General features: G+C 59.8%; 14 protein-coding genes. 2 read left to right on the top strand and 12 right to left on the bottom strand.

From position 1 onward, the window contains the following. Positions 1 to 270 precede the first annotated feature (270 nt). The 6 genes from ACO9S2_RS07785 to ACO9S2_RS07760 form a co-directional block, all read right to left on the bottom strand. Positions 271 to 717 (bottom strand): VOC family protein, encoded by a 447-nt coding sequence (locus ACO9S2_RS07785; protein WP_423721580.1) that lies wholly within the window; start codon positions 715 to 717, stop codon positions 271 to 273. Positions 718 to 816: 99 nt separating this feature from the next. Continuing rightward, entirely contained in the window at positions 817 to 1,233 is a 417-nt protein-coding gene (locus ACO9S2_RS07780) for a VOC family protein (RefSeq protein ID WP_423721394.1), read from the bottom strand. After that, positions 1,233 to 1,895, bottom strand: a complete 663-nt coding sequence (locus tag ACO9S2_RS07775; RefSeq protein WP_423721393.1) for a DsbA family oxidoreductase — start codon at positions 1,893 to 1,895, stop codon at positions 1,233 to 1,235. Before ACO9S2_RS07775 ends, ACO9S2_RS07780 begins: the two co-directional genes overlap by 1 nt. Further along, positions 1,892 to 2,788, bottom strand: a complete 897-nt coding sequence (locus ACO9S2_RS07770) for a pirin family protein (protein ID WP_423721392.1) — start codon at positions 2,786 to 2,788, stop codon at positions 1,892 to 1,894. Before ACO9S2_RS07770 ends, ACO9S2_RS07775 begins: the two co-directional genes overlap by 4 nt. Before the next feature lie 62 nt (positions 2,789 to 2,850). Then, a complete protein-coding gene (locus ACO9S2_RS07765; RefSeq protein WP_423721391.1) occupies positions 2,851 to 3,597 on the bottom strand; it encodes a pirin family protein in 747 nt (248 codons plus the stop codon). Between the two features lie 41 nt (positions 3,598 to 3,638). Continuing rightward, positions 3,639 to 4,088 (bottom strand): DoxX family protein, encoded by a 450-nt coding sequence (locus ACO9S2_RS07760; RefSeq protein WP_423721390.1) that lies wholly within the window; start codon positions 4,086 to 4,088, stop codon positions 3,639 to 3,641. Between the two features lie 305 nt (positions 4,089 to 4,393). Between ACO9S2_RS07760 and ACO9S2_RS07755 the strand changes: the two genes are divergently transcribed. After that, the gene (locus ACO9S2_RS07755) at positions 4,394 to 4,933 is read left to right on the top strand and encodes a hypothetical protein (RefSeq protein ID WP_423721389.1); all 540 of its coding nucleotides are present in this window, start codon (positions 4,394 to 4,396) and stop codon (positions 4,931 to 4,933) included. A 15-nt stretch (positions 4,934 to 4,948) separates the two neighbouring features. Here ACO9S2_RS07755 and smpB read toward each other — a convergent pair whose 3' ends face one another. Next, entirely contained in the window at positions 4,949 to 5,431 is a 483-nt protein-coding gene (smpB, locus tag ACO9S2_RS07750) for an SsrA-binding protein SmpB (RefSeq protein WP_423721388.1), read from the bottom strand. A gap of 54 nt (positions 5,432 to 5,485) precedes the next feature. Here smpB and ACO9S2_RS07745 point away from each other — a divergent pair, with 54 nt between their 5' ends. Continuing rightward, positions 5,486 to 5,989 (top strand): DUF721 domain-containing protein, encoded by a 504-nt coding sequence (locus tag ACO9S2_RS07745; RefSeq protein WP_423721387.1) that lies wholly within the window; start codon positions 5,486 to 5,488, stop codon positions 5,987 to 5,989. Here ACO9S2_RS07745 and ACO9S2_RS07740 read toward each other — a convergent pair. The 5 genes from ACO9S2_RS07740 to dnaA form a co-directional block, all read right to left on the bottom strand. After that, positions 5,916 to 6,563 (bottom strand): hypothetical protein, encoded by a 648-nt coding sequence (locus ACO9S2_RS07740; protein ID WP_423721386.1) that lies wholly within the window; start codon positions 6,561 to 6,563, stop codon positions 5,916 to 5,918. The genes ACO9S2_RS07745 and ACO9S2_RS07740 overlap by 74 nt on opposite strands. A gap of 11 nt (positions 6,564 to 6,574) precedes the next feature. Further along, positions 6,575 to 9,052, bottom strand: a complete 2,478-nt coding sequence (gene gyrA / locus ACO9S2_RS07735; RefSeq protein ID WP_423721385.1) for a DNA gyrase subunit A — start codon at positions 9,050 to 9,052, stop codon at positions 6,575 to 6,577. Between the two features lie 88 nt (positions 9,053 to 9,140). After that, positions 9,141 to 11,606, bottom strand: a complete 2,466-nt coding sequence (gene gyrB / locus ACO9S2_RS07730; protein WP_423721383.1) for a DNA topoisomerase (ATP-hydrolyzing) subunit B — start codon at positions 11,604 to 11,606, stop codon at positions 9,141 to 9,143. 7 nt (positions 11,607 to 11,613) lie between these two features. Further along, complete coding sequence (gene dnaN / locus ACO9S2_RS07725; protein WP_423721382.1) at positions 11,614 to 12,738, bottom strand: DNA polymerase III subunit beta; 1,125 nt, start codon at positions 12,736 to 12,738, stop codon at positions 11,614 to 11,616. 24 nt (positions 12,739 to 12,762) lie between these two features. Continuing rightward, a complete protein-coding gene (gene dnaA / locus ACO9S2_RS07720; protein ID WP_423721381.1) occupies positions 12,763 to 14,103 on the bottom strand; it encodes a chromosomal replication initiator protein DnaA in 1,341 nt (446 codons plus the stop codon). Between the last annotated feature and the right edge of the window lie 291 nt (positions 14,104 to 14,394).

The raw sequence follows: 14,394 nt of genomic DNA, 5'->3' as shown, positions 1-14,394 counted from the left end.
CCCTTGCCATGTACAAAGTCTGGTATTTCCATCACTTATAGAGCAACCTCACAAGAAGATCGGGGAGATCCGCGACAGTTCCCCCTTGGATCTGGGGAAAAAAGGGGCACATGACCATTGTGCTGCTAACGTCCGAATAAGATAGAGAGAATGGAAGATGCTTCGATTAAGAGGGTGACGCTCATCGCCGGCCTCGGCAGCACCAAGCGAATGAGAGACCGTCCCGGAGCTCGATCTGTCATCTCCCTTGGGATTCCTCCTAAGAGTTTTCTAGATGTGCAGCGGCTTGATCGGCGAGACAACTGCGGCCGGATTGTTCTTCCACACCGACTCATCCGCATCCACATACACTTCGACTTCGTTGCCGTCGGGATCGCGAAGATAGAGGCTTTGACTCACCGTGTGGTCGCTCATGCCGTCGATGGTCACACCGGCATCTTCCAGTTCACGCTTCGCGGCGCGCAGTTCATCAAGACTGTCGCCGACCTTGATGCCGATGTGATACAGCCCGCGCCTGCGGCCTTCCGGCGGGCCAGGCGCATCGCCCACTTGGATCAGCAACAACTCGTGATGCGTGCGGCCGGAGGTGAGTGCCGCCGCTGCGCCGTTGAAAATCCTCCCGACCTCCTTGAAGCCCAAGAGGTCTCGATAGAAGGCGAGGGAACGTTGCAGGTCCTTCACATAGAACACGACATGACCGAGATAGTGCGCTTTCATCATTCGCTCCTGTCGTCTGTGACGCGTTATTCGTCTCTCGCGAGACAATAGCCTGGCTTACATTCTCGACGGTTCACGCTTCACGAAATACGATTGACGTCACTTCGTTGATTTGAACGTGATGCCGGCTTTCTGGACTTCCTGGTAGGGGAGGAGCCAGACCAGCGACTCGTCGCTCAGGTCGCCGACTTGGATGCGATTGCCCCAGGGATCGCGAAAGTCGCAACGGAAACCCGGATGCAGCTTCAGCTTGTACTTCTTCGTCAGCTTCTGTCTGACTTCCTTGATCTGCTTGGCATCGCGGACCATCAGACCGAAGTGCTTCACGCGATCCGGCTGCAGCTGCTCGACCTCAAAGATGGCCATGAACTGATGTTCGCCGAGCTTGCACCAGGCGGCCCCCTCGCCCCCGCGGAGCATGGTGAGGCCGAACACGTCGGAATAGAATTTCACGGCCTTCTTCGCATCGGTCACTTCGATGACTACATGATTGCAACCATAGACCTGTACCGCCATCACACACCTGCCTTTCGTTCAGCCCGGTCCGCGACCACCCGCTTGAGCGCGGACACAAAGATGTCCACCGGTTGCGCTCCGGAAATCGCGTAGGCCCCGTCGACGACGAAATAGGGGACCCCGCGGATGCCGAGCTTGTGACCGGCCGCTTCTTCAGCCTTGACCTCCGCTGTTCCTTCATCGCTCCGGAAAACACGTTCCACAAGCTCCGCGCTCAATCCTGCACGAGAAGCGAGTTGAAGGAGGGTAGGGACCGAGCCGATATCCGCTCCCTCCTCGAAGTAGCCCCGGAAGAGCGAATCGACCACCGCGTCCTGGCAACCTTCCCGTTCACCAAGCCAGATCAACCGGTGCGCGGCAAACGTGTTCGGCGTCCGCGCGATCTTCTCGAAGGCGAAGGAAATCCGCTCCGACGCGCCCGCAGCCAGCACATGCTCCTCCAGTTGCCGGAATGCCTCCAGGCTCCCGAACTTCGCCTCAAGATAGGCCGTGCGATCCATGCCCTCTCTCGGCATTGTCGGATTCAGCTGAAACGGCCGCCAGGTCACGCGTGCGTCTCCGCCGAACGAGGCGAGCGCTCGTTCAAGCCGCCGCTTCCCGACGTAGCACCACGGGCAGACCACGTCGGAATACACCTCGATATGGAGTCCGCGATCCGTCATGACAAGTGCCCCATCTGGCCCGCTTGATAGTCCTGCACGGCCTGAATCAACTCTTCACGGGTATTCATGACGAACGGACCGTAGCGGGCAATCGGCTCCTCGATCGGTTCTCCGCTCATGACCAAGAGCCGGCTGTCTTCCCGGGCCTCCACCGTGACTTGTGACCCGCTCCGCTTGCACACAATCAATTCCGCTTCTCCCGCTTCATGCGATCCGTTCACCGAGGCGCGGCCTTGCAACACGAGGATCGAGGCGTTCTGCCCGCCCGGCAGGTCGAGCTGAACGTGATGGTCCTTGTTTAGTTGCAGGTCATACAACTCGACCGGGGTAAAGGTGTGAGCCGGGCCCTTGCGCCCGCGAAATGACCCGGCGATCACCCGCAACCGGCCGGCTCCGCTCTCAAGCTCAATCGCCGGAATGTCGCCGTTCAGAATCGTCTGATAGCCGGGCGCCGACATCTTCGAGGCCTTCGGCAGGTTTACCCACAGTTGGACGGCGTGGAGTGTGCCGCCCTTCCTGGCAAACTCCTTCTCATGAAACTCCTCATGCACGATGCCGGATGCCGCGGTCATCCATTGCACATCGCCCGGACCTATCACACCGGCGTTCCCGGCGGAATCGCGATGAGCCACCATGCCTTCGTATACGATGGTCACGGTTTCAAACCCCCGATGCGGATGTTCGCCGACGCCCCGCGGATGGTCCGTCGGCGGGAAGTACTGCGGCCCCGCATAGTCCAGCATGAGGAAAGGGCTGACGTCGCGATCGAGATCGTTGCTCGGGAAGAGATTGCGCACGGGAAACCCGTCCCCGACCATATGCGTCGACCCTGGCTGAAAGACTCCGAGAATTCCTTTTGCCTGTGCCGTCTCAGCGGTTGCATGTCTATTCATCGTCGTTCTCCTTCCGTTCGTCAGTGACCTCGTCTGGCAAGAGACGTAGTAACCGTCTCTCATTAGAATTCAATCGTTCCTTCGCTCTCCCAGATGAGCACCTCGGCGCCGTTCGCCCCGTCTGCCGTGAGCCTCCGGGCTCCCGCTGCCGTAAGTCGCGCGGCATCGCCTGCGTCCAGACGGCCGGCCTGCTCCAGCTGCGCCGAGCCTTTCGCTACATACAGATGAACGTGTGCATTATCCGGGACGGTCACGGTTTCTCCCGGTTGCAGCCGCCCGACCCACAGGACCGCTCCCTTCTGATGAATTGAGATCGCACTGTCCTGTCCCTTGCCGGAAGCAACCGGGACGAGCCCCCCCTTCGCCAGCTGCCCGTTGACGTCGAGCTGTTGATAACCGGGGGTCATCCGCTGGGTGTCAGGAACGACCCACATCTGAATGAAATGCACATCCTGATCGGCCCGCGGGTTCATCTCGGAGTGCCAGATGCCGGTGCCCGCGCTCATGCGCTGCGCCAGTCCCGGATAGATAATCCCCTTGTTGCCTTCGGAATCTTTATGTTCCAGCTCGCCGTCCAGCACCCAGGTGACGATTTCCATGTCCTGGTGCGGATGCGTGCGGAACCCGGTCCCGGCCTTTACGGTATCGTCGTTGCTCACCAGCAACAACCCATGATGGGTATTGGCCGGATCGTAGTGGTTCGAAAAGCTGAAGCTGTGCCAGGAATCGAGCCAGCTGATCTCCGTGTGGAAGCGCTCATGGGCTCGACGGATATCGATTTCGGAGAGCTTCCTGTCAATCCTGTTCATGGTGACGCCTCCCTTCGCGAGTCTTCCGCCACGTCTCTCGCTTATCTCCCGGCCTTCTCCGCGATCAGACGATCGGCCGACCACCGGCCTGCTCCCGTTACGAGCAACGCAGCCGCGATCCCGATGACCAACAGATGAAATTCGAATCCCTCGCCCTGTTGCTTGCCGAACCAGTTCATGAAGAACCCGTAGGGGAGATGGGCCATTGTAATCGCCCCCAGCATGATCACGATATAGCTGGCAGCCGTAAACCGCGTCAGCAGCCCCAACATCAGCGCCACACTGCCGAACGATTCCCCGACGATCACGAGGAACGCCACAAGCCAGGGAAGATGCAGGGTCTCCGTGAAATATCCCATTGTCCCGTTGAAGCCGAATCCGCCGAACCAGCCCAACAGCTTCTGCGCCCCATGAGGAAACATCACGAGCCCCGCCGTGAGTCGGAGGATCAGCCCGGTCCACTCGTCATCCGTTTGAAAGAACTTCCTCATGGCATCTCCTCCTAAGTTTGGGTCTGCATGAGTGCATGCCTCATGCAGCCAGGCGGCCATCCCGTCATGCGACCGTACAGACCATAATAGTACTAACTAGTACAAAGTCAAGGGCCCTCGTCGCACCATCCCACGACATGCTACGATAGGCGGCTTTTTGCGAGGTGGCCGCCGGGCCTCATCGCGGCAATGAGATTAAATCGGCAAAGCCACGGCGATTGTGCATGGCTCCTCCAAGGAGCCGGAATCGCGTATCGCCGTGAGAACATAGTGGACTGTGACAGGCTGGCAACAAGGACGTGACCATGCCGGACACCCGTTCCAGATTCGGCGATTCACCCTGCCAACGCATGCTGGTTCAGAAGAGGGGCTTGCGGTGGATCACCGCCTCGCTCTCTGTCATCAGCCTCCTGAACGCGGGATTTCCAGGGACAACTCGGGCGCAAGACCAGCTTCCAGGCAGTCCGCTCTTCGGCCCCACGAACATGCCACTAGCCTGGTTCGACCCCATCCCCATACGAATGGTCCTGGCGAATCCCGGCGATTACCACCTGCGACAGATCAGGATGACCGGGACGAGCAAGTCTGTTCAGACCGTTGTCCTCCCGCAAGGTTGTGGCCGACCCTACGAGCCGACGATCCTGAGGTTGGAAGGCGAGACGGGAACAATTGAGGTGTTCGATCAGGGAGCCTGTGGCGGGAATACCAGCCGGTTGCGCGCCTCGACGCTGGCAGCGGGTGATCCTATCGATCTCTTTGTGCGGGTGGTCGCGAACAAGGAGGCGGAGGGTTCAGGAAGGTCGGCCCAAGTCCTGGTGATATGGATCGGGCCTGCCCGCAAGTAGCCGCAGATTCGCGGCTTACTCGTCCCGCTTCCGGCCTTTGATCGCCCGTTCCATCTCTCGACCTGCTTCGCGGGTTTTCAGAGACTCCCGCCGGTCGTAGAGTTTCTTGCCTTTCGCCAGACCGAGTTCCACCTTGGCGTGGCCGTGTTTGGAAAAATAGATGCGGAGCGGAACGAGCGTGAGCCCCTTCTGCTGGGTCTTGCCCAGCAGCTTGTTGATCTCTTTCTTATGCAGCAGCAACTTTCTGACCCGCATCGGATCCTGGTTCATGATGTTGCCGTGGCTGTAGGGGCTGATATGGCAGTGATGGAGAAACATCTCGCCTTCATGGACGGACGCGTAACTGTCCTGAAGGTTCACCCGCCCCTCGCGCAGTGACTTGACTTCGGTTCCTTTGAGCACAATCCCGGCCTCGAACTTCTCTTCGATGAAATAGTCGTGGTAGGCCTTGCGATTCGTGGCGACGACTTTATATTGGTCTTCCGTCTCTTTGGTCATAGATGTCCTGGACGCCGCCTTGACCCGTTTCTCCGCTACGGCCTAAGATGCCCCATGGCTGGATCCGGTCCCCTCGATTCATTCGGCGCCATTCTCTCGGGGCTCGCCAAGCGGCTGGGTCTCGAGTCCCACTTGGTGGAACTGCGTCTGCAGCAGCATTGGCGCGAGATCGTCGGGGAGCCCATCGCGTCGCACACCTGGCCCGCTCAGCTTCGCGCCAAAACACTCTACCTCGTCGTCCCGAATTCCGTCTGGCTTCAACAACTCACGTTCTTGAAACCCACCTTGCTGGCCAAACTGAACGCGGAAGCCGGAACGGAGCTGGTCACCGACATTGTGCTGCGCCTGGGCGAGATCCCCGCGCGCGCCGCGGACTCTTCCGGAGCCTCTACCGCTACTGGACCGTCCCCCGTTCCCGGGGTCTCACAAGCCGAAGCCGCATCTCACACGGCCGTAATCCGGGACCCTGACATACGTCAGCGGTTTACAGAGGTGATATCGACTTATCCTGCTCGGACTCCGTCTCCACCGGGAGGGGATCCGTCACGCGTCCCTTGAACAGCACACGCGTCGCATCGGAAATCATGCCGGGCTTGGGCAGAGGACCGATTCCGCCCTCTTCGTCCTGATCGCGCAGCCAATAATAGCCCCGAACGGACTTCTCGAACTCTTTCGCAACTGCCGCATCCCCGGCCACATACTTCGCCAGCACCTCGGGATCGGTCCATCCGTCATCGTCAAAGACATAGATCAGAACTTGCCGATACCGGCCACCGGGATCTTCCGGCGTGGTGGGCCGGATCTTCATGGGACCGAAATCGTGTGTCTGGTGACCCACCTTTCGAAACCGGTTCAGCAAGGTCTCAATCTGCTGATCCGTCGTCGCGGGAGGGACATGCGTCGCGACGAGGTGGCCGTTTTGCGAGCCGACACTATAGGGAGGGATCGACCGGTCCGGGCGGCTGAGATACATCCCGCCCCAGATAAGCGCGAAGGAGCCCACGAACACGCTGAGCGCCAATTTGACAACCGTGTCCAGCCGCTTCTTGGGCGCCGGACTTGAGGAGGACGTTGGGGCGGAGGCCTGCTCGTGCATGGAAGAATGTGCGCAGCCCGGCGCGGTGGACCGCATGACCAGCCGGATCAGGCGCCGGGCGTCTCCTCCGCAGCCGGGTCTTCTCGTTCGACCACTTCCGCCAGCCTGGCGACGCCGATCACCCGATCGTCTTCGCCCTCGAGCTCGAGCACGCGGACGCCCTGCGTGTTCCGGCCGACTTCGCGAATGTCGTCCACCTTGCAGCGGAGCAACTTGCCTTTCGCGGCCATCAACATGATCTCGTCGCCCTCGCGGACCTGGAGGAAGCCCACCGCCAGCCCGTTCCGCTCGGTCGTCTTCACGCTGATGATGCCTTTTCCGCCACGGCCCTGGACACGGTAGTCATTCACCGGAGTCCGCTTGCCGTAACCGCCTTCGGTGACGGTCAGGATCGCCGTCGTCGAATCGGGTGTGATGGTTTCCATCCCGATGACTTCGTCGCCTTCTTCCAGCGTGATCCCGCGCACACCGTGGGCGGTCCGTCCCATGGGACGGGCGTCTTCTTCCTTGAAGCGGATCGTAATACCCTGTTTGGTTCCCAGGAGAATTTCCCGCTGGCCGTCCGTCACATGCACGGCGATGAGCTTGTCTCCCGGATCCAGAGAAAGCGCGATGATGCCGCCCTGCCGCGGGTTGCTGTAGGCCGAGAGTTCCGTTTTCTTGATCACGCCCTGTTTCGTCGCCATGACGACATACCGGTCGTCGCGATACTCCTTCACCGGCATGGTCGCCGTGACCTTCTCGTCCTTCGAGAGGGCGAGCAGATTCACCAGGGCCTTCCCCTTCGCGCCCCGGCTGGCTTCCGGAATCTCGTGAACTTTCAGCCAGAACACTTTTCCCGCATCGGTGAAGAACAGGAGGGAGTCGTGCGTCGAGGCGGTAAAGAGCGTTTCGACGAAGTCCTCGTCCTTGATCCCCATCCCGATCTTGCCCTTCCCGCCACGGCGCTGGGCGCGGTAGAGCGAGACCGCGTTCCGCTTGATATAGCCGGTATGGGAAATCGTGACGACGACCTCTTCTTCCGCGATGAGATCCTCCAGGGTGAACTCCGCTTCCTCTTTGACGATCTGCGTTCGCCGTTCGTCCTTGTACGCCTCGCGGACTTCGACCAGCTCGTCATGGATGATCTTGCGGACCAGGGCTTCGCTGGCCAGCACGGACTTGAGGTACTCGATCTGCTTCAGGACTTCCTGGTATTCCTCCACCAGCTTCTGGCGTTCGAGCTGGGTGAGGCGCTGCAGGCGCATCTCCAGAATCGCGGTCGCCTGGATTTCGCTCAGGCCGAACTGGCTCATGAGCCCGGCCCGCGCTTCGTCCGGCGACTGCGCGCGGCGGATGAGCGCGATGACGGAATCCAGATTGTCGAGGGCGATCTTGAGGCCTTCGAGGATATGGGCCCGCTCCTCGGCCTTGCGCAGCTCATAGGCGGTCCGGCGAACGATGACTTCCCGCCGGTGCTCGATAAAGTGGTGCAGAATCTGCTTCAGGTTCAGGACTTCCGGACGGTTGTTCACCAGCGCGAGCATGATGACGCCGAACGTGGTTTCCAGCTGCGTGTGCTTGTAGAGATTGTTCAACACGATGAGCGGGATCTCGCCGCGCTTCAATTCGATGACGACCCGCACCCCTTCGCGATCGGAGGATTCGTCGCGCAGGTCCGCGATGCCCTTGATCCGCTCCTCCTGCACCAGCTCCGCGATTTTCTCGATCAGCTTGGCTTTGTTCACCTGATAGGGGATTTCGGTGACGATCAGCCGCTCCCGGTCGGTCCGTTCGTCCGACTCCACGTTGACCTTCGCCCGCACTTTCAGGAGGCCGCGCCCCGTTTCGTAGGCGTCCTTGATGCCGCTCATCCCGTATATAAACCCTGCCGTGGGGAAATCCGGGCCGGGAATTTTCTTCATGAGCTGCGCGACGGTCACCTCGGGGTTCTCCAGCAACAGGAGCAACCCGTCGATCACCTCGCCGATATTGTGCGTGGGAATATTGGTCGCGTAGCCGACGGCGATGCCGCCCGCGCCGTTGATCAGCAGATTCGGGACTCTGGTCGGAAGGACCAGCGGCTCTTGCAGAGACTCGTCGTAGTTGGGGCCGAAGTCGACCGTTTCCTTGTCGATATCCGCCAGCAGATCTTCGGCCAGCCTGGTCATGCGCGCTTCCGTGTACCGCATGGCCGCCGCGGAATCGCCGTCCATCGAGCCATAGTTGCCCTGGCCGTCGACCAGGGGATAGCGCATGTTGAAGTCCTGCGCCATGCGCACGAGCGTGTCGTAAATCGCCGAGTCCCCATGGGGATGGTAGTTGCCCATGATTTCGCCGACGATCTTGGCCGACTTGCGGTAGGCCCGATTGTGGGCCAGGCCCATTTCGTTCATGCCGAAGAGGATGCGGCGGTGCACCGGCTTGAGCCCGTCGCGCACGTCCGGCAGCGCCCGTCCCACGATCACGCTCATGGCGTAATCGAGGTACGACGACTTCATCTCATCTTCAATGGCGATATAACCTAGGCGTTCATCAGGCGGCATTGCATCCTCGTGAAACGTATCTCGTGAAACGTGAAACGTACGGCGGGAAATCTCCGATCCGCCCTCACTTCACGCTGCACAAACGATGTTAGACGTCTAAGTTTCTGACCTCGAGCGCATGTTCTTGAATGAAGTTGCGGCGCGGCTCGACTTCGTCGCCCATCAGGATCGTAAAGATTTCGTCCACGCCGGGCACATCCTCCAGTTTCACCTTGAGGAGCGTCCGGGTTTCGGGATCCATGGTGGTTTCCCACAATTGGGAGGGATTCATTTCTCCCAGCCCTTTATAGCGCTGGATGCTCAACCCTTGTTTCCCGATGTCGATGATGGCTTTGACCAGCTCCGACGTCCCCGATACCACCTGCTCCTGCCCCTTGGCCTTGAGCTTGTATGGAGCGCGGCCCAACCCGATCGACGAGGGGGCCAGTTTCTGCAGTTCCCGGAAATCCGCCGAGCCGACCAGTTCGTGCGTGAGGTCCAGGGTATGCACCATGCCGGCTCCGGCGATGCGTACCACCACCTTGTTCGACTGATGCTCCTCATCCTCGACGATCTCGAGACTGGCCGTGGACTTGGGATAGACGGCTTCCAGCACCCGCTTGGCGTTGGCCACCACCTCCGCCAGCGCGGCCCGATTCTTCAGCATCTCGCGATCGAGCCCCGGCTCGTCCACGAAAGCCCGGAGAATCGTCGCCTCATGCTGTTTCTTGTTGAGGCGCAGCAGGAACGTTTCAAAGGCGATCAGCTTCTTCAGCACCGGCAGGAGACGGCGGCCCGTGACGTAGCCCTGGCTGCCCTCGACATACACTTCGACGTCCTCCACGGCCAGATCGGCGAGGTATTCGTTGAGCAAGCCTTCGTCCTTGAGATATTTCTCCGTCTTGCCCTTCTTCACTTTGAAGAGCGGCGGCTGCGCGATGTAAATGTAGCCGCGCTCGAGCAGCTCCGGCATCTGGCGGAAAAAGAACGTCAGCAAGAGCGTCCGGATGTGGCTGCCGTCCACGTCGGCGTCGGTCATGAGGATGATCTTGTGGTACCGCGCCTTGGCGATGTCGAAGGCGTCTTTTTCTGCCTTGTCGCCTTCCTCCCGCTTGCGGCCGATGCCGGTCCCGAGCGCCATGATGAGCGTGCGGATTTCATCGCTCGTCAGCATCTTGTCGAACCGGGCTTTCTCGACGTTGAGAATCTTGCCCTTGAGCGGGAGGATGGCCTGGTACTTCCGGTCGCGGCCCTGCTTGGCCGAACCGCCGGCCGAATCTCCCTCGACGATATACAGCTCGCTCTGCGCGGGATCTTTCTCGGAACAGTCGGCCAGCTTGCCGGGGAGCGAGCCTCCGTCCAGCGCGCTCTTCCGGCGAATCAGTTCCTTCGCCTTCCGGGCCGCCTCGCGCGCGCGCGCGGCGTCGATGGCTTTGCCGATGATCTTCCGGGCGACGGTCGGATTCTCCTCGAAATAGGTGCCGAGGGCGTCGTTCACCGCCGCCTCGACAATGCCCTTCACCTCGCTGTTGCCGAGCTTGGCCTTGGTCTGCCCTTCGAATTGAGGGTTGCGCACCTTCACGCTGACGACGGCCGTCAGGCCCTCGCGGACATCGTCGCCGCTGAGCGATTCGGTTTCTTTCTTGAGCAGATCGTTGGCGTTCGCATAGCTGTTGATCGTGCGCGTGAGCGCCGCTTTGAAACCGACCAGGTGCGTGCCGCCTTCTTTCGTATTGATGTTGTTGGCGAAAGAAAACAGGTTTTCCGCGTAGCTGTCGTTGTACTGCAGCGCCAGCTCCAGGATCATGTCCGGCTTTTCGACGTTCACATAAATCGGCTTATGGATCGGCGTCTTCGCCTCGTTGAGATGCTCGACGAAGGAGACGATGCCGCCCTTGTACTTGAAGACCTGTTCCTTTTCCTTGCGCTCGTCCTTCAGCGCGATCTCGAGCCCTTTGTTCAAGAAGGCCAGTTCGCGGAGCCGTTGCGCCAGGACGTCGAAGCTGAACTCGAGCGTTTCGAAGATCTGCCCGTCCGGCTTGAACGTGACCATCGTCCCGCGCCGCTTGGTCTTGCCGGTGACTTGCAGGGGCGCGCCGGGCTTGCCGCGCTCGTACCGCTGTTCGAACACCTGGCCGTCCTGCCAGATTTCGAGCTCCAGCCACTCGGAGAGCGCATTGACGACCGAAATGCCGACACCGTGCAGACCGCCCGACACGGTGTACGCGCCCTGCTCGAACTTGCCGCCGGCATGGAGGACCGTCAAGGCGACTTCGGCCGCCGATTTCTTCTGCGTGGAATGCATGCCGGTGGGAATGCCCCGGCCGTTATCGATCACCGTCACGCTGCCGTCAATGTGGATCGTGACCTCGATCGTCTCGCCGAACCCCGCCATGTGTTCATCGACGCTGTTATCGACGACTTCGTAGACGAGGTGGTGTAACCCGTCGACGCCCGTACTGCCGATATACATGGCCGGGCGCTTGCGCACGGCATCGAGGCCTTCGAGGACTTTGATCTGGTCGGCGCTGTAGCTGTCGGACTTGGGCTTGCTGATCGACTCGTTCGTGGTCATCCGTCTCCTAGATTTTAATCGGCATCACGACACACTTGAATCCGGGACTCTCGGACTCCTGGATCAAGCAGGGACTGAGGGGCGTATCCATCTGCAGGGAAATCGTCTCGCCATCCATGACGCTGAAGACGTCCAGGAGGTAGCGGGCATTGAATCCCGTGTTGAGCGCTTCACCCTCATAGGCGGCCGCCAGTTCTTCGGTGGCTTCCCCATAGTCCGGATTGCTCGAGAACAGCGTCATATTTCCCGGTGAGAAGGTGACCTTGACGGCATTCGCCTTGTCTTTCGACAGGACGGACACGCGGCGCAACGCGCTTTCCAGTTCGGCGCGGTTCACGGTGATCTTCTTGCCGCCGTCCTTCGGAATCACTTGCTGATAGTTGGGATAATTGCCCTCCATCAGGCGCGAGGTCATGAGCAGGCCGCTCTTGCGGAAGATCATCAAATTTTTCGTAAACCCGATCAGCGGTTCGCCATCGCCCCCCTCTTCCAGGAGACGCCGGATTTCCTGCGCGGCCTTCTTGGGAATGATGGCCTTGATCTCCTGCGGACCCCCCTTGCCGGCTTTCCCCACTTCCTGTTCCGCCACCGCCAGGCGATGACCGTCCGTGCCGACGAGGCGCAGCGCGGTCTTCTTGTCGGTGATGATCAGGGTCACGAGCAACCCGTTCAGGATATAGCGCGCGTCGTTGTCGCCTGCGGCAAAGAGGGTCTTCCGGATCAATTCCAGGAGCCCGGTGCCGGAGAGCGGAATGAGCCCTTCGCGGTCGATGGTCGGGAGGGCCGGATATTCGGCGCTGGGAAGGCCCACGATCTTGAACTGGCTCTTGCCGGCTTGAATCGTCGTCCAATTGTTGTCGCCCGCAGTGAGTTCGATCTCCCCGGACGGCAATTCTTTGATGATCTCGTACAGTTTCCTGGCCGACAGCGTCACGCCGCCGGGCTGCAGCACCGTCGCCTTGTAGAGCCCGCGCATTCCGATCTCCAGATCCGTCGCCACGATCTCGGCCCCGTCCTGTTTCGCCTCAAGAAGGATGTTGGACAGAATCGGCATCGTGTTCCGCTTCTCCACCACACCCTGCACACGCTGGAGCCCCGTCAACAATTCATCGCGCCCAATGCGTACTTTCATCGTCCCTTCTCCCTCGCAGAATACTCAGCCCCTCAGAATCTGCTCTTTCAAATTCTCCAGCGTAGCGTTCAGCGTCGTATCGGTGTCCTTCGCCTTCGCGACCTGACGGCAGGCATGGATGATGGTCGTGTGATCCTTCCCGCCGAAATGGCGGCCGATTTCCGGATAGGAGGCATCGGTCAGCTCGCGGCAGAGATACATGGCAATCTGCCGGGGATGCACCAGCGTTTTGCTGCGCCGCCGGGATTTCAGTTCCGTCATCTTCAAATGGAACTGGGTGCACACCGCTTCCTGGATATCTTCCATCGCGACGATCTTTTTCTTGTCCCCGATCAGATCGCGCAGCACGTTTTTCGCCATCTCGAGCGTGATCACCTGGCCGGTCAGCGACGCGTAGGCGCCCAATCGCACGAGGCTCCCTTCCAGTTCGCGGATATTGCTCTTCATCGTCGTCGCGAGGAACTGGATGACGTCTTCGGGCAGCTTGACCCCTTCATCCTCGGACTTCTTGCGCAAGATGGCGATGCGGGTTTCGACGTCGGGCGGCTGAAGGTCGGCGATGAGCCCCCATTCGAAGCGGGACCGCAGCCGTTCCTCGATGTCCGGCATGTCCTTCGGAAACCGGTCGCTGGAGAGGACGATCTGCTTGTGGCCTTCATACAAGGCGTTGAACGTGTGAAAAAATTCTTCCTGCGTCCGCTCTTTGCCGGCCAAAAACTGGATATCGTCGATCATCAGCATGTCGATATGCCGGTAACGCTTCCGCAGATCCATCATCTTGTCGTAGCGGATGGAGTTGATGACCTCGTTGGTGAACTGCTCGGTCGTCAGGTATGCAATACGGAGATCGGTCCCCTCGGCCACATGATTGCCGATGGCGTTCAGCAGGTGCGTCTTGCCGAGACCGACACCCCCGTAAATAAACAGGGGATTATAGGCCTTCCCCGGCTGCTCCGCGACGGCCATGCAGGCCGCGTGGGCAAACTGATTCCCTGCGCCGACCACGAAATTCTTGAAGGTATATTTCGGGTTGAGCTGGATGCCGCGACGCGATTTGGTTTGTGCCTGGCTCTTGGCCGCGGGAGGAACGGCCGGGGCTTCTGCCGGCTTGGACGTTCTTTGCGAGACTGAGAACGATACGGTCATCTCTCCGCCCCCGCGAGCAGAGGAGACAGCTTCCGCCAGAAGGGGACCGTAGTGATTACTCAGCCAATCTCCGAAGAATTTGTTCGGAACACCGATATGGGCCGTAGAGTTTTCTATACGATCCAGATGAACGGGAGTGAACCAGGTATCATAGACCTGCTTCGGCACCTTTCCCTGAATGTAATGAAGAGCCTCTTGCCAGACCGTATCGACGCTCATAACCCTTTAAATTTCCTATACACAGGGTTATACACACCTGTGGATAACCAATCACTTACCCCTGATTTCCCCGTCCCTGGCCCAGCAAACAGATCGCTGATTATCATGTAGCCGCCCTAATGTCGAGCCGGACTTTACCTCTTCCCAATCCGATCCACATCTTATCCCGATCAACTCTCTGACAAGTTCAGAGGAAATCCCCAATGTCATCCGCAGCGACCGGTCAATTATTGTCCTTATCTTCCAACAACGTAGCCTCTCTTCACACTGTACCCATGCACTACTACGACT

Source organism: Nitrospira sp. NS4 (assembly GCF_049546785.1).
GTDB lineage: Bacteria > Nitrospirota > Nitrospiria > Nitrospirales > Nitrospiraceae > Nitrospira_D.
This window is presented reverse-complemented; position numbering and strand designations above follow the sequence as displayed.